At 68.2% G+C, this 20432-nt stretch carries 21 protein-coding genes and 1 tRNA gene; 12 read left to right on the forward strand and 10 right to left on the reverse strand.

The genetic code is table 11. The features are described from left to right. Positions 1-103 precede the first annotated feature (103 nt). From OG430_RS23130 to OG430_RS23140, 3 genes are all read left to right on the forward strand, one after another. The gene (locus tag OG430_RS23130; protein ID WP_327354482.1) at positions 104-835 is read left to right on the forward strand and encodes a Pr6Pr family membrane protein; all 732 of its coding nucleotides are present in this window, start codon (positions 104-106) and stop codon (positions 833-835) included. Positions 836-874: 39 nt separating this feature from the next. Next, positions 875-948, forward strand: a tRNA-Pro gene (locus OG430_RS23135). Positions 949-1153: 205 nt separating this feature from the next. After that, positions 1154-1453: a hypothetical protein gene (locus tag OG430_RS23140; RefSeq protein WP_327354483.1), complete on the forward strand. Its 300-nt coding sequence runs from the start codon at positions 1154-1156 to the stop codon at positions 1451-1453. 54 nt (positions 1454-1507) lie between these two features. Here the strand turns inward: OG430_RS23140 and OG430_RS23145 are convergent, their stop codons facing one another. Beyond that, positions 1508-2011, reverse strand: coding sequence for a carboxymuconolactone decarboxylase family protein (locus tag OG430_RS23145; protein WP_327354484.1), 504 nt, complete (start codon positions 2009-2011; stop codon positions 1508-1510). Between the two features lie 127 nt (positions 2012-2138). Further along, the gene (locus OG430_RS23150) at positions 2139-2519 is read right to left on the reverse strand and encodes a DoxX family protein (RefSeq protein WP_327354485.1); all 381 of its coding nucleotides are present in this window, start codon (positions 2517-2519) and stop codon (positions 2139-2141) included. A gap of 75 nt (positions 2520-2594) precedes the next feature. Here OG430_RS23150 and OG430_RS23155 point away from each other — a divergent pair, with 75 nt between their 5' ends. Continuing rightward, positions 2595-3464 carry a sigma-70 family RNA polymerase sigma factor gene (locus tag OG430_RS23155; protein ID WP_327354486.1) on the forward strand — a complete coding sequence of 290 codons (870 nt, stop codon included), beginning with the start codon at positions 2595-2597 and terminating at the stop codon, positions 3462-3464. Between the two features lie 95 nt (positions 3465-3559). Here OG430_RS23155 and OG430_RS23160 read toward each other — a convergent pair whose 3' ends face one another. The 3 genes from OG430_RS23160 to OG430_RS23170 all read right to left on the reverse strand — a co-directional run bounded on the left by OG430_RS23160 (position 3560) and on the right by OG430_RS23170 (position 6768). Continuing rightward, entirely contained in the window at positions 3560-3994 is a 435-nt protein-coding gene (locus tag OG430_RS23160) for a hypothetical protein (RefSeq protein WP_327354487.1), read from the reverse strand. Positions 3995-4917: 923 nt separating this feature from the next. Further along, positions 4918-6420, reverse strand: a complete 1503-nt coding sequence (locus tag OG430_RS23165; RefSeq protein ID WP_327354488.1) for a LacI family DNA-binding transcriptional regulator — start codon at positions 6418-6420, stop codon at positions 4918-4920. A gap of 24 nt (positions 6421-6444) precedes the next feature. Beyond that, complete coding sequence (locus tag OG430_RS23170; protein ID WP_327354489.1) at positions 6445-6768, reverse strand: helix-turn-helix domain-containing protein; 324 nt, start codon at positions 6766-6768, stop codon at positions 6445-6447. 878 nt (positions 6769-7646) lie between these two features. On the opposite strand from OG430_RS23170, the gene OG430_RS23175 reads away from it, so the two are divergent. From OG430_RS23175 to OG430_RS23200, 6 genes are all read left to right on the forward strand, one after another. Further along, the gene (locus OG430_RS23175; protein WP_327354490.1) at positions 7647-8546 is read left to right on the forward strand and encodes a hypothetical protein; all 900 of its coding nucleotides are present in this window, start codon (positions 7647-7649) and stop codon (positions 8544-8546) included. Further along, positions 8543-9319 (forward strand): ATP-binding protein, encoded by a 777-nt coding sequence (locus OG430_RS23180; protein ID WP_327354491.1) that lies wholly within the window; start codon positions 8543-8545, stop codon positions 9317-9319. The genes OG430_RS23175 and OG430_RS23180 overlap by 4 nt, the downstream gene beginning before the upstream one ends. A 302-nt stretch (positions 9320-9621) precedes the next feature. Further along, positions 9622-10785 carry a hypothetical protein gene (locus OG430_RS23185; RefSeq protein WP_327354492.1) on the forward strand — a complete coding sequence of 388 codons (1164 nt, stop codon included), beginning with the start codon at positions 9622-9624 and terminating at the stop codon, positions 10783-10785. A 214-nt stretch (positions 10786-10999) separates the two neighbouring features. Then, positions 11000-11617 (forward strand): mobilization protein, encoded by a 618-nt coding sequence (locus OG430_RS23190; RefSeq protein WP_327354493.1) that lies wholly within the window; start codon positions 11000-11002, stop codon positions 11615-11617. After that, the gene (locus tag OG430_RS23195) at positions 11614-13329 is read left to right on the forward strand and encodes a relaxase/mobilization nuclease domain-containing protein (RefSeq protein ID WP_327354494.1); all 1716 of its coding nucleotides are present in this window, start codon (positions 11614-11616) and stop codon (positions 13327-13329) included. Before OG430_RS23190 ends, OG430_RS23195 begins: the two co-directional genes overlap by 4 nt. Before the next feature lie 165 nt (positions 13330-13494). Further along, entirely contained in the window at positions 13495-14352 is an 858-nt protein-coding gene (locus tag OG430_RS23200) for a hypothetical protein (RefSeq protein ID WP_327354495.1), read from the forward strand. Here the strand turns inward: OG430_RS23200 and OG430_RS23205 are convergent. The 5 genes from OG430_RS23205 to OG430_RS23225 form a co-directional block, all read right to left on the reverse strand. Further along, a complete protein-coding gene (locus OG430_RS23205; RefSeq protein ID WP_327354496.1) occupies positions 14340-15197 on the reverse strand; it encodes an aldo/keto reductase in 858 nt (285 codons plus the stop codon). The genes OG430_RS23200 and OG430_RS23205 overlap by 13 nt on opposite strands. Continuing rightward, positions 15131-16327, reverse strand: coding sequence for a JmjC domain-containing protein (locus tag OG430_RS23210; protein WP_327354497.1), 1197 nt, complete (start codon positions 16325-16327; stop codon positions 15131-15133). The genes OG430_RS23205 and OG430_RS23210 overlap by 67 nt, the downstream gene beginning before the upstream one ends. An 85-nt stretch (positions 16328-16412) precedes the next feature. Further along, complete coding sequence (locus tag OG430_RS23215) at positions 16413-16580, reverse strand: hypothetical protein (RefSeq protein ID WP_327354498.1); 168 nt, start codon at positions 16578-16580, stop codon at positions 16413-16415. Positions 16581-16679: 99 nt separating this feature from the next. Further along, complete coding sequence (locus tag OG430_RS23220) at positions 16680-16817, reverse strand: hypothetical protein (RefSeq protein WP_327354499.1); 138 nt, start codon at positions 16815-16817, stop codon at positions 16680-16682. A gap of 194 nt (positions 16818-17011) precedes the next feature. Next, the gene (locus OG430_RS23225) at positions 17012-17503 is read right to left on the reverse strand and encodes an ATP-binding protein (RefSeq protein ID WP_327354500.1); all 492 of its coding nucleotides are present in this window, start codon (positions 17501-17503) and stop codon (positions 17012-17014) included. Positions 17504-17755: 252 nt separating this feature from the next. On the opposite strand from OG430_RS23225, the gene OG430_RS23230 reads away from it, so the two are divergent. Together OG430_RS23230 and OG430_RS23235 are read left to right on the forward strand one after the other, a co-directional pair. After that, on the forward strand, positions 17756-19099 hold the full coding sequence (locus OG430_RS23230) for a transcriptional regulator (protein WP_327354501.1): 1344 nt from the start codon (positions 17756-17758) through the stop codon (positions 19097-19099). A 69-nt stretch (positions 19100-19168) separates the two neighbouring features. Beyond that, positions 19169-20341 carry a serine hydrolase domain-containing protein gene (locus OG430_RS23235; RefSeq protein WP_327354502.1) on the forward strand — a complete coding sequence of 391 codons (1173 nt, stop codon included), beginning with the start codon at positions 19169-19171 and terminating at the stop codon, positions 20339-20341. Positions 20342-20432 lie beyond the last annotated feature (91 nt).

The raw sequence follows: 20432 nt of genomic DNA on the forward strand, positions 1-20432 counted from the left end.
GGTAGTGGGGCGTCGATAGTGGGGGCCCGGGGTCCGGGTCGTGAAGGCCCGGGTCGTGCAGGCCTGACGCGCGGCTGACAGGGGCGGCGTCTACCGTGTGGGCATGATCGCGCCGTTTTCCGGACATGTCCCCGCAGAGGCCGTCGTACCGCCGGTCCGCCGTCCGCTCGTCGCGATCGCGCAGGCCCTGGTCGCCCTGGCCGCGGTTGCCGGGACCGTGATCGACCTGATCCTGGGCAGTCCACTCCAGGTGCTCAGCTACTTCACGATCCAGAGCAATCTGCTGCTCGCGATCGTCTTCGGCGCCTCCGCCTGGCGGGCCTGGCAGGGCCGGCCGCCGCTGCCCGCGTGGATGACGGCCGGCGCGACCCTGTTCATCGCGATCACCGGGCTCGTCTACCACCTGGTCCTGGCCAACTCCTCCAGCGGCTTCTCCATGACCGGGGAGGTCACCCTCACCGGCTGGCGCGTCGTCTCCAACGACCTCCTCCACTCGGTGACCCCGCTCGGCGCCGCCCTGGTCTGGCTCCTCCTGGTCCGCCCCGGCGGCCTGCGGCTCGGCCACGCGGGCTGGTGGATGCTCTACCCGCTGGCCTACTTCTGCTTCGCGCTCGTACGCGGCGCGATCATGTCGCCGGGGTCCACGGCCCGCTATCCGTACCCCTTCCTCGACGTCGACCAGCACGGCTATCTCGGGGTTCTGGGCAATGGCGTGGTCTTCGGGCTGCTCTTCTACGCCCTGGCCCTGGCGATCGTCGGGCTCGACCGGATCCGGCCCGACCTGGGGGGTCGCGGAAACCGGATTTCGTCTCCGGGCGACGGTCCGCTAAAGTAATCGATGTCGCCGCGACGTGGTCAAACACGACAGCGACATCGGGGTGTAGCGCAGCTTGGCAGCGCGCTTCGTTCGGGACGAAGAGGTCGTGGGTTCAAATCCCGCCACCCCGACAGCTGAAGTACCAGGTCAAGGGCCTGATCCGGAATCCGGATCAGGCCCTTTCTGCGTCTCTGGCGATCGTTTGGGAGAAATCTGGGAGAAGATCTTGGCCGGGCTCTCCCAGGGGTCGGCCGACGTTGCACGACTGACGTCTTCGCGCACGCTTGCAGCCCTTTGTGCGTTCGCGAACTGGCCGCCGAGTCACGCGTTACCTGGGTGACGCAGATCACCCACTGCGCCAACAACCAGCTCTGGGTCGAGCGCAACGGCGCCTTCGTCGTGGAGGACACCCTCGGCAAGGACAAGGAGATGTGTCTCGACGCCGCGGGCCGTCAGAACAGCAGCAACATGGCCTGCAACGGCTCCACGACCCAGAAGTTCGCGTGCGCGCTCCGCCCTCGCCCCGTGATGTGCACATCGTTGCTCAGGCAGGACGCATCAGGAGCCTCCGCAGCCCCGGGGCTCCATAGCCCTCTGCGTTCGCCGGTGCCCAGACCTCCGCCAGGGTCTTGGTAGCCAGGGGACCCCGGCTACCAAGACCCACGGCTCAACGGACGGCAGGCCGCGAGTTCAGCCGGCGAGCTTGCCCGCGGGCTGTCGTACCGGGACGTTGATGCGGTTAAAGAGGTTGGTGATGGCGATCCACATGACGAGCGAGGCCATCTGCTTCTCGTCGAAGTACCGGATCGCCTCTTCCCACACGTCGTCCGGCACCGGCTCGCTCTTGTCGGCGATCCTGGTCGCGTACTCCGCCAGGGAGAGCGCAGCCCGCTCGCTCGCCGTGTAGTACGGCGCCTCGCGCCAGGCCGCGACCGCGGATATCCGCTCCTCGCTCATACCGGCCTTGCGCGCCTGCGCCGCACCGGCGTCCACGCAATATCCGCATCCGTTGATCTGGCTCACGCGCAGATGCACCAGCTCCAGGGTCGCGTCGGGCACGCCACCCGCGCGGGCGCTCTCCATGAGCTGGTGGATGTTCTGTACGACGCCGGGGAGAACCATCGCCGGGCTCTTCATCCGCGCCTTGACGGCCACGGGTGCCTCGGTGGCCTGGTTCGCATGCTGGTTGGTCATGGTGTGCGCTCCTTGGTTTCTCGGTTTGCTCGGTGTGAGTGGTCTGTGGTCATGAGGGGCTGGGCCGGCAGGAGACGTTGATCGTGTACTCGCGCTGGTGGCGGTGGTGCGCCGAAGGTGTCGACGGTCAGGCGAAGGACTCGGGGCCGAAGCGGCCCCAGGCCACAAAGACGGCCAGGGCGAGGTAGAGCACCTCGGCGACGGCCGTCGCCCACAGACCGCGACGGACCCGGACGACGATCGCTCCAACGAACAGCAGGGCCACGCCGGTCGCGGCCACCGGAACCAGGGCCGGCGCGATGCCGAGCACGGCGGGCAGGATCAGCCCCACCGCGCCCATGAGGTCCACCACCCCAAGTGCCTTCAGCGCGGCCGGACTGAAGTCCTCGGCCCAGGCGGCGTAGCCTCCCGCGGCCAGGATCTTCTCTTTCGGGATCACCAGCTTGGCGCTGCTGGCGAAGAGCACGGCCGCCAGCACTCCGGCGACGATCCACAGCGCAACGTTCATGGTTGACAGCCCCCAGGCTTCATGTCGGAATCGGTTCTCGTATCTCTGACGGCCGGCGGCGAGGAACCCAGACACGTGGATGGCAACGAATTGCTCGCGAAGCACTTCGAGGAGCATCGGAGCCACCTACGGGCGGTGGCCTACCGGATGTTGGGGTCGCTCAGCGAGGCAGAGGACGCCGTCCAGGAGACCTGGCTCAAGGCCGCCAGAGCCGACACCGCAGGCGTAGCGAACCTGGCCGGCTGGCTGACCACCGTGGTGAGCCGGGTGTGTCTGGACATGCTCAGGTCCCGCGCGTCACGCCGCGAGGACTCCCTCGACGAACACGGCACAGGCCCCAGGGCGCCGCTTCGGCGGCACACCGACCCCGTGGAGGAGGCTCTGCAGGCGGACTCTGTCGGCTTGGCGCTGCTGGTCGTCCTGGACAAACTCTCCCCGGCCGAACGGATCGCCTTCGTCCTGCACGACCTGTTCGCCGTACCGTTCAGCGACATCGCCCCGATCGTCGACCGCAGCCCCGAGACGACGCAGCGGATCGCCAGCAGGGCGCGCCGACGGGTGCGAGGCAACTCCGGGCCGGACAGCGACGACCGTATGCGGCGGTACCGCGCCGTCGAGGTGTTCCTGCAGGCCGCACAGGACGGCGAGTTCGAGGCCCTCCTTGCGATGCTCGATCCGGACGTGACCTACCGAACGGACGAGGCCGCGCGTCTGCTGGGTGCGGGGACCGCCCTCGACGGCGGCCGAGTCCTCGCCGAAGCGTTCTGCGGAAAAGCACAGATCGCCCGGGCGATCATGCTCGACGGCGAGCCGGGCATGGTGCTGGCCCCGCACGGCGAACTGAGGCTGGTCCTGACCTTCCGATTCGCGGGCGCTCGTATCGCCGAGATCCACGCGGTCGCGGCGGACGATCGACTGTCGCGAATGGAACTCACGGTGCCATAGCCCAGAGCCCGTTGGATCGTGCGTCAGCGCCGATGAGGACGGTCAGGGCTTGATGACGTGCAGGACCCGGAGGCCGCAGGGGCACCCTGTCTCGCCTAGCAAGTCCGCGCTGGGTCGAGGATGTCCAACCACACGTCGATCTGCTTGGCCTCAACGATGAACTTCTTGCTGTCCTCGCGTACACGCCGGTACCTCGCCACGAGATCACGCGCCGTTTCCTCGACGTCGTCGGCGAATGTCCGATGTACCAGGTCGTGCCAGTCGGTTCCGCCCCTCTCGCAGCGATGCAACTGATCCAGTGGCAGCTTGCGGCATGCGGCCCAGGTCACGAATTCAGGGGCGTACAGGAGCAAGCGATCGTGTCCGGTCGGCGAAGCCCCTCTCAGTCGCTTCAAGACCCGATGAGCAACGTCTCGTGCCTCCACCGCGCGCTGGACACTGAATGCATGCACGTCCTGATGGAAGAGAGCGCTGTAGTCGGCACCGTCTGCGTCCGACCACAGCGCATGCAGACCTTCATCGGTGCTCACACGGTGGATCAGAGAAGGCCAGGGAGAGCTGACTGTGCAGGCGAGAGCACGAGTGACATCCTCCATGGTGTATCCGCAGGGATGCGGGCCTGAGACGATCCCTCGCCGAGGGTCGAAGAACCCCCCTTCCTTCCTGAACTCCACGGAGATTCGGGCGAGATGGGCGCAACGTGAGAGGCGATCCTGTGGGTGGACGGCGTTGGTGTAGTCCCATGTCTCGGCGCTGAGCCGCCGGATCCGCTCCCGGTCTGCTCCTGTAACAATCTCCAGCCGCACATCAGCCTGGTCGAGGTGCCCAGCAGACACTTCACGAGCAACGTGGGCCAGGACTACGAGCCGCTGAAACCCGTGCAGGCATTCCAGGCCGATAACCTCAATGCCTCCATCACCACGAGGAAGCACAGCGTCTGCACCCAACGCCAAGGGATCGCCTACAGCACCGAAGTCCCAGGGTCGGCTACGGAGCATCTCTGCCAAGCGACGGTTTTCCTCACTGCTGGGGAGATACCCTCGTCCGCTCCGGAGGAGGATCGCGGCGTCTGGGGCCTCGGCTAGCCCAGCGAGCTCTCGCCCTGACACTACGAGCGACAAACGGTCACCAAGCGACGCGAGTTGCCTGGGGTACAGAACCAACCTGGGTCGACTGGGTGCTACTCGCTGGCCGCGAGGATCGGGATACCAAGCATCATGCGGCTGACTCTGAGGATTCATGCTCTGCCAACGGCTGCCCTGCGCCAGGGTTTTCGATCTAGACACAAAATGTGGCCGCAAGGTCCAAAAGCCGCACTGTCCTCAAATATGAGGCCGCGCATACCAGTCCTCTCAACGCAGCTCCCGCGGGACCCCGTTGGTTCCACAGGGGCAAGCAGCACGTCGGGCACAGCAAGTTCACTGCGCCCGACGCTGATCATGGGTTGAATGCTTCAGCGGGCCCGAAGCAACCTGTCGAGTACGGCCACCGGCGAACGAGGACCCATCGAAAGGCGGGCGTCGAGTGCTGACTCCCACTGCTGGGTAAGGCCCGCTATGAGACGTCGCCGCATGCCAGGAGTTACGTGGGCGTACCGGGCCGAGACCGAGCCGTCGAGGTGGCCCATACGCTCGTCCATGAGGACCTTCTCTGTGCCGAGGTCTTCCATCTGGGCACGGTGGGTATGCCGCAAGCCGTGTGGGGTCAGGCCCTTGGCGATCGGGAGCCAGCAAGAGTCGGCGCGGCCTTGGGAGTTGCGACCGCGGATCGGGAGGCCGGGATACGGCTCGCCGAGGATCGGGACAGGGCGGGCTTCCTGGGGTGCCTTCTTCGGATACCAGCCGGAGACTGCGGGCGTGAACAGCCATGTGGAGAAGCTGTTTCGGCGCCAGTGGGACGCGTGCTCGGATGTCGTGCCGCCACGTATGAAGCCGAGGTCAGCGATGGCGTGCTCCACCTTGGCCCGCGTGGCTTCAGTGACGCGCTCGGGGCGATTGAGGACGTTGGACACCGTGCCCGTCGAGACGTCGGCACGGCGTGCCACGTCAACGAGCTTGGCGCCCTGGTGGCCGCCGGTTCGGGCTGCGCCGAGCCCGCGGTACACGTAGGTCTTGCCGTGGCACGGGCAGGGCTGCGGCTTAGTACGGGCGATGTGGTCGAAGACCAGGGACGAGAGCCAGTCCGTCGAGTCGATGGTGCGGTAGCTGTCGTCCTTGGGCGGGCAGCGGACGAACTCCCCGGTGTCGAGTTCGTACAGCTGCCACTCAATGCGGAAGGCTTCCGGGCGGACGAACTCGGTCTCCAGGCCCACTAGTTCGCCCCAGCGTATGCCGGTATAGCCCTTGTGGACCGTCGCGACGAACTCGTCGTCGCGACCGGAGAGCAAGGAAGCCCGCTCAGCGGCCAGCAGGATGCCGAGTGCGTCGGTGATGACCTTCTCCGGGCCACGGTCGCGGGAGCGGCCGGCGCGCCTGCCCCGGCCTCGGCGTCTGGTGGCCGGGTTCGCAGTGATCAGGCCCTCGTCGACCGCGTCTTCGAGAATCAGGTGGAGCGTGGAGCGCCAGGTCTTGACGCTGGAGGCCGCGTACGCGGCCCGCTCCTTCTTCGCCCACGCGTCGACGTCGGTGCGCAGGATGCCGGCGAGCGCCTTGTCCTCGAAGTCGGGGAGCAGGTGCTCCTCGATGTGGCGCTTGTAGTTCTGCATGGTGGACGCGGCCAGGTCCTGGGCCTCGTACCAGCGACTCGCGTACTCGCCGAAGGTCTCCTGGCCGAGGTCCGGAGCACGCCAGACGCCACGCCGTACCTTGGCCTCTTCCTCGTCCGCGGCCTGCTTCGCCTCGCGCTTGGTGGCGAACTTGATCACGGCACCGGTGGCATCGGTGAGCGTGGGGTACTTGCCGTCGGCCAGCTTGTAGCGGGCTCGCCAGTAAGTGGCGCGCTTCTCTGCGTATCCCATGTGGCCCTCCCCCTCTTCCGGTGTCTACGCAGCGGTGTCGTAGTTGCTCTGCCGGGCACGGCGCGGCGGCCTGGCCCGTAGACGCGGTATCGGCGTCACGGCAGGTTCTTCTCGCCGGCGGGCGGCAGGCCGGGGCGCGGGCGTCCGGGCAGGGGGCGCGCTCGGGGCTACATTCGTCGGGCCCGTCTCCTGGAGCCGGATGATCTCGGCGAGGTGCTCGGCGGTGAACCGGTAGGCGCGGCCGACGCGGGTGTGCGGAATGAGGCGTCGGCGGGCGCGGTCCTTGACCCACCAGGTGGAGCAGCCGAGTGCTTCGGCTACCTCCGCGGGGCCGTGGAGACGCGGCAATGGACTGCTACCCGATCGCGGGTTCTGGTTGCTGGCATGCGGTATCGCGGGTCGGCGCAAAGGGGTTCCTTCTCTGGCACGGCGGGGTGACTCCGCGGCGTGCCGGTGCGAGGTTCAGATGCGGGCGAGGTGGAGTGGGCTGCCGCTCGCGGGTGTTGGCGCACCCAGGCCGAGTCGGCAGCGAGGACCGTTACATGGCCTCGGCGAGGCAGGCCGGCAGAGGAGGACCGGGAGCGGTCCATCTCCCTGCGGCCCGTGTCTGTGGCAGGTGCATCGGCATGCGTCAGTTGTAGCTCTGGATCGCCGATTTCGGTAATCGGAGATCGCATGCTATAGATACCGGCCCCCTATTCAACGCCGAATACACAGACCGAGAACGGGGGGTCAGATTTTGACCCCCTCGACTCGATCGCGGAACCAATCCGCTGTCCCTCTCGCGGAACACGAATTCACCATCGATGCCAGCAAACTGGGATGGCATGCCTGCTCGCAGGAGGCAAGGTTCCTGAGTTTGGAACCCAAGAGGGGCTTTGACTTGCCTAATCGGTTCTCGTCGCTACTGTCGACGAGGTCCCCAATATGGATCGGGGCGGAGAGGCGACTTTTCTTTTCTTCTTGAGCAACCCCTGGACTTATCCGGGGTGGGTGTGGCTTTGTTGTCGTGCCCAAACAGAGGGGCCCCCGGCGCGCCAACGCCGAGGGCCCTGAGTCCCTACTACCGATATCGCCCGCATCTGAACGAAGCGGTGGCGGTTGCACGCCACCGAGTGAGGAACGTCTATGCCCCACAGTAGGGCCATCACGGCGCTACACGCATCCCCGTCGTCGAACACCACGCCTCAGCCCCCGGCCTTCAACGTGAAGGCGGGGCGATAGGTATGGCGCGGATACGCACCATCAAGCCTGAGGCGTTCGCCTCGGAGTCGCTGGCCGCCGTCAGCGTCCATGCCGAGCGGACCTTCTTCGGGCTGCTCACCCAGGCAGACGACCACGGTCGCTTCCGCGACCAGCCGGCGGTCATCGCCGGCGTGCTGTGGTCCCTGCGTCCTGAGCACAGCCCGCTGGACGTTGAGGACGACCTCAACCAGCTCGACACGGCTGAGCTGATCTGCCGGTACGAAGGCGAGGACGGCAAGCGATACCTGCACGTCGTCGGCTGGAGCCGGCACCAGAAGATCAACCGGCCGAGCGGCAGTCGCTGCCCAGCCTGTCCTCGCCACGACGGGAGCCGTCCCGCCGCGGCCGCTGCTGGGTCCCAAGTGGCTCTCAGCGAAACGGCAGTGAGCCTTCACGACGGGTTCAGTGAGGGCTCCGATCATCCGCGCATCCGGCTGCGGATTCGCGAAGCTGCAGGTCAGGACGGATTCAGTGAGCCTTCAGTGCACACTCCTGTTCCGGATCTTGGATCTAGGACCATGGATCTAGGAAAGGGATCATTGGGGGGCGCGAGCGCCCCCGCGCCCTCCCCTGCCTCTGCAGCGGTCTCGGTCTCGGCCAAGGAGCTGCTCGCCGAATACGTCGCCGCCTGTGCGCACCAGCCGCCGGAGAAGTTGCTCAGGCATCTGGGCCGGGAGATCAACCAGCTGCTCGGCGAGCGCATCGACGCGGCGCACATCCGCAGAGGGCTGGAGCGCCTGCGCGCCAAGGGGCTGAGTCCCAGCGTGCTGCCCAGCGCGGTCAACGAGGCCATGAATGCAGGCCAGTCCATATCCCCTGCCCACGGGCGAACTTGGGCCAGCTCGGCCGAGATCGCGGCCGCGTACGGGAGTGGCCTGTGACCGCAGCTTCCCGTGAGCCGCAGCCGGTGCACGCCGCAGTGCTCAAGCTCAATGCGATGCTCGCCAAGCGGGGGATCGACCCCAACGCCCCGCTCCCCGAGGACCCTCCGGAGCACCTCGCCGCTCTCGAACTGGCTGAGGCCCGCATCCCCGACCTCTACAAGAACGCGGTCGCCGACCACCCCACGGTGCAAGCGTGGATCCAGGAGATCGCCCGACTCGGCCGGACAGGGCCAGGGGGTGCTCCCGGCATCGACCACGGCCCGTCCTTGCTGATCCTCGGGCCCGTCGGGAGGGGCAAGACCCGTCAGGCGTACGGCACCGTCCGAGGGTTGCTCACCACCGGCGTGCGCCTCAGATGGCAGCTCATCACGGCCGCCGACATGTACAGCGCCTTGAGCCCGCGCCCTCGTGTCGACTCCGAAGCGGAGTTCTGGCGTCTGGCGCGGTGCCCTCTGCTCATCATCGATGACCTCGGGGCGGACAACCCGTCGGAGTGGGCACGGAAGATGACGTACCGGCTGATCAACTACCGGTACAGCGAGCGGCTTCCCACGGTGTTCACCACCGACCTCACGCCTGCCGAGCTGCGGGCCGCGATCGGTGAGCGCAGCGCATCCCGCCTCGTCGAGATGGCCTATCCGGTGGTCCTCGACGGTGAGGACCACCGGCGCGATCCCGCACGCCGCGCAGGGTTCCAGATGGCTCCCGCGCTCCCACCGCGGCCGACCGGGTTCCCCTCGGGATCGCCTGCCTCCGGTCCGCGGCGGTAGTCGGCACTCGCCCCCTGCTGCCTGGCCGAACCCACTAACCATCCACCTTCACCGCCCTCCGGGCATGCGCCGGATCCGCATGCCCGGAGGGCCCTCTGGAGACCACCTATGCCTGCCACCGATTCCTCTAACGTCGTGACCTACCTGTCCTGTTGGGGCCGCGCCTGATGCTGCCGTCCTTCCTCTCAGGGAACCCCCTGTATCCCGTCCTCGCAGGGCTGGCACTGGTCGCCATCGGGCTGCTCATCGGCCTGCTGTTTCGCCGTCGTCCTCGACCGGATGGCGCCAAGCGCTCAGGCGGCGTGGCTTCTGTGGGGTTCGGCTTCGTCGCCGCCGCGCTCAATACCGCCTTCAGTGCCGACACCAGCTGGCGGTTCGCCGAGCACCACCTCGGCATGAACAGCACGACCGAACGGTCGATCCTCTTCGCCGCCGGCGAGGTGTCCCTGGTCGCCTGCGCGGGGCTTGCGCGGCGCAACCTGCACAGCGAGAAACGGGCACCAGGGGTGCCCGGAGTCCTGGTCTGGCTGATCACAGGCGTTCAGATCATCCCCGCCTACTCCGAATCGGGACTCCTGGGCGGCACCGTCCGTGCCGTCTTCGGACCGGTCCTAGCCGCGTTGCTCTGGCACGAGGCCATGGGGGTCGAGCTGCGCGGCCGCATGGCGGACGCCAAGTCCCGCAGCCTGCCTGCCCGGATCATGAGAGAGATCGGTCAGCGGGTCCTCTCCCGGCTCGGTCTCGCCGAGCGCGATCGTGATGCCGAGCAGATCGGACGCGACCGTGCCATGACCGAGGCGGTCACACTGGCCGCCCAACTCGCCGCTCCGATCGACAGGGGCGGGAGCTGGCTCAGCAGGCGTCGCTTGCGCCGTCTGTCCACGGCCATCGACCGTGCCCAGGTCGGCACGGATGCCCGTCAGCGCGAGCAGCTCCTGGAGCGGCTCGCCGCCCGTCGGCATGCGGCCGAGCTGCTCACGACGGAGCTCAAGTCGCCCTGGTCCCAGGCTGGCCAGGGCGAGCCGCGGTTGGACCAGCCATTCGACAGCCACAAGCACACGAGCGGAGCAGTCCCCGCAGGCGACTCGACTTCCGGAACCGGTCCGCTTTCCCACAACCGGTCCCACCCCGCGAGTGGCTACGCACCGGATGAGCTCCCTGTCCTGGAGGAGCACGGTTCCGCACCAAGCCCCACTGGTCTGAAGCCCTCCGAAGCCGTTCCGGAACATGCGGCGCCTACGCCCAAGCGCACAGGCCGGCCACCGGACATGACCCTCGACGAAGTTCTGGCCGTCGGGCGCACGATCCTGGAGCGCACAGGGGCCGGCTCTGTTCCTCACCGGACCTATCGCGCGGAGATCGCGAAGCTCGAGCGCAAGACCGCCAACGAACTGATCGCGCAGGCGCGCGACATCTTGGCGCAGGAGCGGGCCACTACACGGGACTCAGACGAGGGCATCGAGTAACGGCACGAGGCCCAACGGCTGATGGGCGTACCGGAAGTACTTCCGGTACGCCCATGGCTCCTTGTCCTCGACCGGTACGAGGGATCACCAGCGGGCTCGGCAGCTCTCCCCGGACCGGTATCCGCTGTGCCGCCCACCCATCGTGCATGCCCCAGAGCGGCCACGAACCTGCACCACCACTCCCCATCGCCCGACAAAATACGGAGACGACTCCATGCACGACCAGCACGACCCTGCCTCCACCGACCCCGTGGGCAGTGAAGGCTCCATACCTGCCCCAGGCGGAGCAAGTTGGAGGTTCAGACACTCCCCCGCAGGGGGTGCGCCCGAACCGGACCCCGCCCCGGGGGCGGCGGGGCCCGACCAGCGCCAGGGGGCGCCGGACGGGAAGGCTGCGACCGAGGGCGGATCGCAGCCGGCAGCCGGGGCCGACGCCAAGAAGCGCAAGTCACGTCCGCGCGGCAAGACGCAGAGCGCCGCCTACAGCGTCCGACTTCACACCCATGAGCACGCCATGATCGACGCTGCCGCGAAGCACGACGAGATCAGCCTTGCCGGATTCCTCGCCAAGGCCGGCCTGGCCGCCGCCCGTGACCGGTTCCGGTCCGCCGCCGCCATCGCCGACGACCGCGACGTCCTCAGTGCGCTGTTCGTGCTCAAGCGCCATTTCGGCTGGGCCGGCAGCAACCTCAACCAGGTCGCCCACGCCCTCAACTCCGGTGGCCGGGACCCGAACCTCGACCAGGCCATCGCAGACGTACTGCACACCCGCGATGCCCTCCAGGACCTCATCGACCACATGCTCAACCGCCACAAGGACCAGACCGCTTGATACCTCGCATCCACAAACAGGGCAGCCGCACCATCGGCCTCATCCACTACCTGTACGGCAAGGGCACCCACGAGGAGCACGTCGACCCGCACCTGGTCGCGTCCTTCGACGACATGGCACCCGACCCCGGCCGCAACCCACAGGCGACGGAGAAGGATCTCGAGCAGGTCCTCGACGAACCGCTGCACCTCCTCGACGCCGACCAGCGCCCGGACAAGCACGTCTGGCACTGCTCAGTGCGCGCCGCCCCCGACGACCCGGTCCTCAGTGACGAACAATGGGGCGAGATTGCCCGCCGCATGGTCGCGGCCACCGGCATCGACCCCGGCGACGGCGCGGGCTGCCGCTGGGCGGCGGTCCGGCACGCCGCCGACCACATCCACATCATCGCCACCCTCATACGCGAAGACGGCCGCCGCCCAGACCATCACCGCTCCGGCCAGCGCGCCCAGGCCGAAGCCCGCCTCATCGAGGCCGAGTACGACCTCCATCGCGTCCAGTCCGGTGACGGCACCGCAGCGAAGCGGGCTACCAGCGCCGAGCGCCACAAGGCCGAACGCCAAGGCCGAGAGCGCACCGCCCGCGAGGAGCTGCGCGAAGAGGTGCGCCGGGCGGCGGCCGGCGCCACTTCGACCGACGAGTTTGTCGACCGTCTCAAGAACGCCGGGCTCCTGGTGCGCACCCGCGTCCTGCCCTCCGGTGACCTGCAGGGCTACAAGGTCGCGCTACCCGACGACCGCAACAAGGATGGGAAGCCGGTCTACTACGCCGGATCCACCCTCGCCCCCGACCTGTCTCTGCCCCGCATTCAGGAACGCTTCGCCGCTAGCTCGACGGCGCCAGACGACTCAGGGGCTGTCCGCTCCAGCCCCATGAAGCTGTCGCCCCCGGCAGCCGCGCGGCGTACCACCGCGCAGGCGGCATGGGCAGCCCTGCTCGTCATCGACCAAGGCGACGAGGGCGCGGCAGCGGCCCAGATCGCCGCGACCGGCGAGGCCCTCGACGCGCTCGCCAAGACCTCTGCTCTCCACACCCGACGCGAACTGCGGGAAGCAGCCTCGGCATTCGAGCGGGCCTCCCGTTCCCACACCCGAGCCGAGTTCCGCCACGCGCAGGACCTTCGCCGGGCAGCGCGCGATCTGGTCAGGAGCGGGCCCGCGCTCGGCCGGGGCGAGGACGGGGCGGGCACCGCGATGGTCCTGGACATGCTGGCCTTCCTAGCCATCGCCGCCGCGCACTGGCACGCCCAGCGAGACCACGCCCAGCAGGCCGAAGCCGCCCGCCGGGCCGCCGAGCACCTGCGGGCCGCCTACCAGCAAGCCGCCCGCGAACCCCTCATCGTGCTGCGCGAACGGGGCCGCCACATCGCACCGTCCCTACGCCGCCAGCACGAGGCCACCGTGCGCGCTGCCCTGCCCGAGCTTGCCGACACGGTGCTGGCCGAACCCGGCTGGGACGCCTTGGCCGGGACCCTCGCCGACGCCGAACATGCAGGCCACGACCCACACGCTCTGCTCGCCGAAGCCGCCGCACTGAGGGAGCTGGACACCGCCAGCTCCATCAGCGAAGTCCTCCTCTGGCGGCTGCGCCGCACCGCGGACCTCCCGGTCTACGCAACTCCGGCTGCGGGAGCCACCCAGGCCAAGGCCACCCGCCCGGCCTCCGCACGGCAGATGCCGACACCGTCGACACCCCGTGCACCAAGCCGCTGATCACAGCAACGGCTCCGCGTTCATCGACAGCAGCCTGGTAGGAAGCCACATGGCTGGTCGGCCCGGCCATAGGCTGTCGGGCCGACCAGCATCCCCAGACGCCCCGCGCCACTATGTTGCCGAGGTGGGCGTAGAGCCGGTCGTCCCGGTGCTACGGTCGCCCGTATGACGCTCTCGGCAGCACCAACTCGTGCCGTTGACCTGCGGGTTGAACCCGTTGATGAGGTCCTGGACCGCGTTGAGCGGTCACTCCAGACTCGCCTGGATCGCAGCACCGCGGTACGCAAGCGCCGCTCCGTCGGGGCACGGACGGACCGCGACACCTGGGTGCGCATCGAGAGGCGCGGGCTCGACAAGATCGGCCCCCAGGGTTGGAACGGCACCGAGTGCGCCGCGCTTCTCGATGGGATCACCCAGCCTGCTTGGCAGGGCTGTGTGGTCTGGCGGGATGCGGACGAACCAGTGATGTGGCGAGCCGACGAGACCGGGATCCTGCCGGGGCCTCCGATCGGCACCGCCGTACTGAGCGAAGACCCAGATCTGCCGGATGCATGGTGGCAGGGATTCAACGCCTCGCTCGATGCACTCATGGCCCAGGACACCAGCCGCATCGCTACGCCGGACACCGAGACCATCACCCAGGCTCTCGTCACCGAGTCCCTCCGCGGCGCGTTCTCCGACGATTTCGACACGACCGTCGAGCGCTGGGTGCCGGCCCACGCCGATCTGAACTGGGCGAACATGACCGCACCGACGTTCTGCCTCTTCGACTGGGAGGACTGGGGCAACGCGCCGCGCGGGCTGGACTCGGCTTCGCTGTGGGGTAGTTCGCTTGCCGTTCCGGCTCTGGCCGATCTCGTCTGGCACGAGCGCAGGCACGACTTCGAGAGCCGGGACGGCAAGTTGATGACTCTGTTCGTGTGCTCGAAGATCCTGGGGCCGGATGCGCATCCGGAGGACCCTCGGCTCAAGCCTGCTCGGCGTGTGGCGGAGCAGATCGTGGCGGAGCTTCAGGCGGGCTGACCAGGCATCCGGTCCCGAAGGAGGTTCCGGTAGTTGTCGATTGCCCGCCCATCGACCTGGCGGGACAGCGCGCCGATCAGGTCGCCCAGGTGGGCGGGGTCGTCGGTTCCCACGGCAAGCGCGCCGACCTTGGGGAGCTCGTAGGCGGCCCGGAAGGCAGCCTGTATGCGGGAGAGTCCGTTGCTGTCCCGGAGGAAGACGCGGGGGTCGATCCGGTCCCACACCGGGGCGTTCGTGCTGCCTCCGAAGGGGCTCATGCCCCACACCGCACCTTGGTCCAGGCCCCATGCCGCGGCGACCGTATCCGCCGCGTCGAGCGTCCTGATGCCGACCAGCAGGCCGGCGCGGACCATGAGGACGGATGGCCTCGGTGTGGTCGCGTCGATCAGGTCCCGTAGCGGTGACGGGTTCCAGGACGCGACGCCCCAGGCTCCACACAGCCCGTTCGATGCAGCCTCCTCCAGGGCGGCGCATGCCTGGGCCAAGGCTTCCCGGCCGTGAGCGGGGCCTTCGTGGAGCGAGTGTTCCGGGTTGTGCAGGAACACCACATCCGGCTCGCGCCCGAGAACCCGGGCCGCCTGCTCCACGGCCCCGTACAGCCGCCGGGGCTTCAGGGAGTGCTCCGCCCTGTCCGGTGCCGGGAAGTACCCGACCTTCGTGGACAGCCTGAACTTCGGCAGTAGGTCGCCGGCCATCCGCGCCAGAACTTCGTGCGAGTGGAAGCCGAGGTAGTTCGTGCTGGTGTCGATCGCGGTGACACCGAGGTCCAGTGCTCTGGTCAGGAGGCGGCGTTCGTGACGAGACCGGTGTAGCCCGAGGACAGTTCGGGGGTCAGCGTCGCGCATATCTCCTCCTTCACCAGGATCTCGGCGACCTCCACAACGTCCGTCCCGACAACTGCTGCTGCTTGCTGCAGGGGGACCGGCTTGCCGCTCAGCAGCAGACGCAGTGCCGGCACGGCCTTAGCTGCGAGGGTGATCTTCTTCCCCGAGGCGAGGACGTCGACCGTCTCGCCGTTCTCGTGGATCTGCGGCGGGAAGTGGGTGGTGCACACGACGGCGTCGAGCGGGCCGAGGACGTCGAGGAACGGCACGTGCCGGGGAAGCGTTGTCGCCTGCTCGTACGCCGCCAGAAAGTCGGCAGGAGTCCGCTCCCCGATCAGCTGGCTGGCCGCAGTGGCCAGCGCCTCGGTATCGGTCCCCTGCACGCGGTCCAGGTCGTGCCGGAAGATCTCGCGCTCGCGGCACCAGTCGGCCAGCCAGGCCATCCAGCTCGCGCCCGTGCGCTGCGTGATCCCGAACGTGACGTGCAGGCTGTTGCCCGATCCGTGGCCGTTGCGGGTCGCCTGGTGCCAGTGGCCCCGGGGGATGTGCATCACGTCGCCGGTCTCCATCACCCCAGCCCAGACGATCTCTTCGGACGGGGTGGAGTTGGGGTCGGCGTCGCGGTACATGGGCGCGGTGCGGGAGGTGCCGCGTACTTCCCACTCCTTCTCGCCGGCGAGCTGGACGATCAGCACGTCGTGATCGTCCCAGTGCAGCGGGAAGCCCGAGGCGTCGTTCGTCGTCAGGTACGCGTTGACCTGCACGCGCTCGCGGGACCACCACTGCAGCGCCCGGCAGGCGACCTCCATCGTCGGGTCGAAGACGTTGGCCTGGTCGAGGATGAGCGTCGCTCCCTCCCTCAGCAGCCTGCCCAGACTGCGCATGTTGACCATGGGGACGCTCTGGCCCCGAGGGCTGACCGTGTCGGTGTAGTAGATGGCCGGGTGGACTTCGTCGCCCTTCTGGAAGCACCGGAACTGCGGGCGGTTCAGGCTCCTGCGCATGGCGATGTCGAGCAGGCGGTTCGGGGTCAGGATGCGGGAGACGAAGGTGGGGTCGTCCATGCGTCCCCGCACGAAGCCTTTGCCGAGCGTGTCCACTCCCTTCCACCCGAGTGCTGCCTCGATGGCGTTGATCAACTGGTGTTCCATCACTGCCTCCTCATGAGTACGAGCGCGTGGCACGGGCTGCGGCGGGGGCCGCCTTAGCAGACCGAGCGGCCCCCGCCGCCTGGTGCTATTCGGTGTCGGTCAGGTTGCCGTCACCGCCCGGCCACGGTGAATCGCCGGAGCTGCCCTGGTTGTCGGACCGCAGGCTGTCGTACCGGTCGTGGACGGCGGTCAGCTCTTCTACCGCCACCAGAAGGCCACTCTGGGCCGGAGGCGATGTCGTGTTCTCTGCCACCTCGTGCTCCTTCCTCTTCTGTTCCCCCGCCGGATATCCGGCGGGAAGTCGGGGCCGCCCTCACGGCCGTGAGGGATACGGAGTACGCGAGGGCGGCTGTCAGCGAGCAGCTCGGCGGGCTGCGGTGGGCAAGGTGCTTGAGTCCTTGCGCATGTTGGCCTGCAGGACGCGCTGGTCCAGCTCGTACAGGCAGGCGCGGCAGGCGAAGACCGCGGCGTGCATTCCGCTGGACTGCACAGGGCCGATCCACGTCACCTCGACGTCGTCGCGCCCGCACCAGAGCCAGCATTCGCCGTGTGGCTGCCACGCATGGCGATCCCAAAGGGCATACGCAGTCGGCTCGCCCGTGGCCGGGTCGATGTCTCGGCGGGTGGGCCGGAACACGACGTCGGGGTCAGGCAGAGGCGTCGGCCGTAACGTGTGCCGGCTCATTACGCGACCGCCTGGACGAGAGCCTTGCGCGCGGCTCTGACATCGGTCTCGTGCCACACCTTGAAGAACCGGCGCAGGACGGCGGCTCGGACGGCGGGTGCCGACTTCGGGAGCGCGAGCTCTGCCCATACGTGCTTCCCGCGGTCGGCGGGTTCCCAGCCTGATCGTGCGGCGAGGACATCGACCAGCGCCAGGCCGCGCCCGCTCTCATCCTCAAGCTCGATATAACTCGCCTGCGGAGGCACCCGATTGGCGTCGAGGACGTCGATTACCAAGCTGCCTGGGCGGTGGTACAGGGTGACCGTGATGGGCCCTTCCCCGTGGACCACCGCGTTGGTGATGAGCTCGGAGGCGACCAGACGGACGCCGTCGGATGCCTCGTCGTCGAGAGGGACACCCCACGCACGCACCTGGTCAATGACCTTGCGCCGCGCGGCAGATACCTCTCCGCGCGTACCCGCAAGAACGAAACGAGTGACGAGTGTGGGCATGACGGACGCCTCCAAAGACCTGGAGAGCGGCTCCATCCCCGAGGGAGGACAGAGGGACGGAGCCGCCGAACTGGGGAGCCGGCCCGAGAAGTCCAGTGCGTGTGCTCTTGAGCGGCTGATACTCAGTCAACGGCCGTGGTGCGCAAGCCCGGAACGTTTCTGGGGGGTTCCTCTTGGGGACGCCCCTCCATACGCGTACACGCCAAGTAGCCGCCGAACTACGGCACGGCGGGATGACACAGGAGCGATGACGTGCCTGGTGAGCCGTTAGCAGTCCACCCACTGACCTTCGTCCGCCAGTCGCGCGGCTGGGGAAAAGCCGAGCTCGCCAGGCTCATGCAGGCGCGTGGCAAGGAAATGGGCCTCCCGCTGGCGACCAACCGCACCACCATGTGGAAGTGGGAGCAGGGCCAGGAGCCGGACGCCGACGCGCAACGTGTCCTCGCCGATCTGCTGCGCATCCCGTACGAACACGCTCAGGCCGAGGGATGGCCTCGATGGCTCCCGGTCTGGGAGGTCACCGGGCTCACCGCCCCCTGGACGGAGGCCGGTACCGTCGAGGCTCTGGCTGATCTGGTGGGGAGTGGCCGCATGGACCGTCGGGGGTTTCTCACCATCACCGGCGTCGCCCTGACGGGGTTGGCAGCGAGCTGGGCAGAGGCGCCCTCCGCCTTCGCATCCGCCCTCAACGGAGATCGCGTCACCGACACGATGGTCTCGACGATCGAGCAGCGCATCAGCACCCTCCGCACCCTCGATGACCAACTCGGCGGCGCCCGGCTCCTGGAGCAGGCACGCGGTGACCTTGCTCTGATCAGCGGCCTGCTGAGTGCCGGCCGCTACACGGACAAGATCCGTATCCGCCTCTACGCGCTCGCGGCCCGCGTATCGCATCTGACCGGCTGGATGGCTTACGACGCAGGGCTGCGGTCCGCAGGGCAGCGGTACTACATCGGGGCCATGCGCTCCGCCCGTACCGCGGGGGACGACGCCTTCGGCGCGTTCGTCCTTGCAGAGATGGGCGTCCACGTCTCCGAAGCCGGACGGACCGCCGAGCGAGTCGACCTCATCTCGACCGCCCTCGCCAATGCCCCTCGCACGCTGTCGCCCCTCACCCAGTCCTTCCTCTACCTACACAAAGCCGAAGCACACTCCCGCGACGGAGATCACCAAAGGGCCGGTACGGCGCTCAACCGTGCCACTTCCCTCTGGGAGCGCCACACCGTGGAGGAGAACCCGGACTGGCTCGGCTGGTTCGGCGAAGCACAGCTGAAGTCGACCGAGGGTAAAGTGCTGCTGCGTGCTGGCCAGTTGGAACGCGCGACGAGCTCACTGGAGACCTCCGTCGAGCAGGCCACACCCCGTGACAAGGCCGTACGGTCCAGCCGCCTGGCCGAAGCCCGGCTCGCCGGCCACGACCTGGACGGAGCCCTCGACGCCGCCAACTACGGCGCCGCGCTCCTCGAAGACAAGGTCAGCTCCGTACGGGCACTGGACCGGCTCAAGGAGTTCTCGGAACAGCTCACACCGCACAAGTCCGTTCCGTCCGTCCGCGAATTCCGCGAGCGCCTTCACGCAGTGCCCGACGCAGCCTGATCAGCACAAGGCCGCCCGCTCCAAGAGAGCCCTCTCGGACCAAGTTGCTGAAGTGCCAGGATGGGCCGCATGACGACGATCAACGGTGAGGTCGCAGCCGGGTTCGAGCCAGTGCGCGAGGCGTTCGCGGCGAACTTCGATCAGCAGGGGGACATCGGCGCCGCAGTGTGCGTCTACCAGAACGGCCGGCCGGTAGTGGACCTGTGGGGTGGGATAGCCGACCCCGACACCGGGCAGCCGTGGACACGCGACACGTTGCAACTGGTCTACTCGGCGACCAAGGGGGTCACCGCTACTGCGGTGCATCTGCTGGCCCAGCGAGGCGCACTGGACTTGGACGCGCCGGTGGCCAAGTACTGGCCGGAGTTCGCCGCGAACGGCAAGGCAGACATCCCTGTGCGCTGGCTGCTGTCCCACCAAGCCGGCCTGGTCGCGCTGGACGAACCCGTGCCCCTGGCCGATGCGCTGGCCTGGCACCCGATGGCAGCGGCACTGGCAGCTCAACGTCCCCAGTGGACACCGGGCACCGCCCACGGCTATCACGGCCGGACCTTCGGCTGGCTGGTCGGCGAGGTGATCCGCCGGGTCTCTGGCCGCACGCCGGGCCGCTATGTCACAGCCGAGATCGTCGCCCCCTTGGGGTTGGACTTCTTCATCGGGCTGCCTGCAAGCGAGCGCGAACGCGTCAGCCGCATGTCCTACCGGCAGCCCGAGGTCGACCTCACCACCGTTCCCGAGGCGGAGGTTCCCGAGGAACTCCGCGAACAGGTCGTTGCCTGGCGCGACCCGAACTCCTTCAGCAACAGGGCATTCCAGGTCACCGACCCGGCCAACATCGACTTCAACTCCCCCGAGGTACAAGCCGCGGAACTCCCGGCCTCCAACGGCATCGGTACCGCACACAGCCTGGCCCGCATGTACGCCGCACTGATCGGCAAGGTGGATGGCGTACGCCTGCTCGAGCCGGAGACCCTCGCATCGGCGACCAAGGAACAGTCCGCCGGAACGGACCAGGTGATGGTGACGCCGAGCCGCTTCAGTTCGGGCTTCATGCTGCCCACCGAGGCCAACCCCATGATCGGCCCCAGCTCCTTCGGTCACACGGGCCGAGGCGGCTCACTCGGCTTCGCCGACCCTGAACACGGGCTCGCGTTCGGCTACGCGATGAACCACATCATCAGCGGTTCCGACGACGTGCGTGCGACGTCGCTGGTTGACGCAGTACGAAGGTCGCTGACGTAGCCACCTGCCAGCGACTTCGCTCTACGGGCCCATCATCACGTTCGGCTTCTGATGGCGATCGGGGCTATGGCGCATGCGCGGTGGCAGCCTG

The organism is Streptomyces sp. NBC_01304, from assembly GCF_035975855.1.
Taxonomy (GTDB): Bacteria; Actinomycetota; Actinomycetes; order Streptomycetales; family Streptomycetaceae; genus Streptomyces.